General features: G+C 64.7%; 2 protein-coding genes. Both read right to left on the bottom strand.

Going from position 1 to position 1000, the window contains the following annotated elements:
• Positions 1-150: 150 nt before the first annotated feature.
• The gene (gene tnpB, locus VF202_13865; GenBank protein ID HEX7041199.1) at positions 151-498 is read right to left on the bottom strand and encodes an IS66 family insertion sequence element accessory protein TnpB; all 348 of its coding nucleotides are present in this window, start codon (positions 496-498) and stop codon (positions 151-153) included.
• Positions 495-863 (bottom strand): transposase, encoded by a 369-nt coding sequence (locus VF202_13860; GenBank protein HEX7041198.1) that lies wholly within the window; start codon positions 861-863, stop codon positions 495-497. Before VF202_13860 ends, tnpB begins: the two co-directional genes overlap by 4 nt.
• Positions 864-1000: the final 137 nt, after the last annotated feature.

The raw sequence follows: 1000 nt of genomic DNA, 5'->3' as shown, positions 1-1000 counted from the left end.
GCAGCGCCTGCTGCTCGATCACCAGACGCTTCAAGCTCTCGATGTCGTTCGGGAGCTCGACCGTCTTCGCCGCTTTCGCCATGCGCGCATTGTACGCGCACGACCTCCGTCGTGCGCGACAACTTCTGCATGCAGGAGAACCTAAAGCTGCTACACCGCGAGCTGCGGCGCTTGCGTGCGAACAGGACGTCGCCAGTCGATGCCTTCAAGCAGCATCGAGAGCTGAGCTTGCGACAAGTGCACGACGCCATCCTCCGCGCGCGGCCACACGAAGCGGCCGCGCTCGAGCCGCTTCGCGAACAGACACAGCCCGTCGCCGTCCCACCATAAGATCTTCACCCGGTCCCCGCGACGGCCTCGGAACACGAAGAGCTGGCCCGAGAACGGATCCTCGCGCAGCTTCAGCTGCACGACTGCGGCAAGCCCATCGAAGCCCTTGCGCATATCCGTCACGCCACAGACGATCCAGATCTTCGTCCCGGCGGAAAGCCCGATCATCGGCGCTGCGCCAGTGCGGCGAGCACTGTCGTAAGCTGCTCGATCGAGACTTCGCCGACAAGCCGTACTCGCACCTTATCGGGCCACTCGATCTCGATCGTGCCCGTCGCCGGCGGGCTCGCCGAACTCACCGGCTCCGCGACCTTGACCGGCAGTAGCTTCACCGCGCGCGGCTGCGGCGTGCGGTTCTCCAGCACGCCCTGCTGGTACTGACGGCGCCAGTTGAACAACAGGTTCGCGTTCAAGCCGTGTCGGCGTGCGACCTCTGCGACGGAGACGCCTGGCGCCAGCGTCTCCTGCACAATCTTCGTCTTCTCCTCAACGGTGCGCAGTCGCCGGCGCGGTTTACCGTCTCCGCGACTCACGCTTGACGTTGACGCTTGCGAAAGAGTGTACGTGTCCATCTGTCCTCCACGCGGACACGTCCACAGTGCCCGCTTCACGGAGGGCAGCTAAACTGAAGCCTCAGACGGCGGGAAGACGGTCTTCGCCGGACGCTTAC

It is taken from the genome of Trueperaceae bacterium (genome assembly GCA_036381035.1).
Lineage (GTDB): Bacteria > Deinococcota > Deinococci > Deinococcales > Trueperaceae > DASRWD01.
The sequence above is the reverse complement of the archived record's forward strand: the minus strand, read 5'-3'. Positions and strand labels throughout refer to the sequence as shown.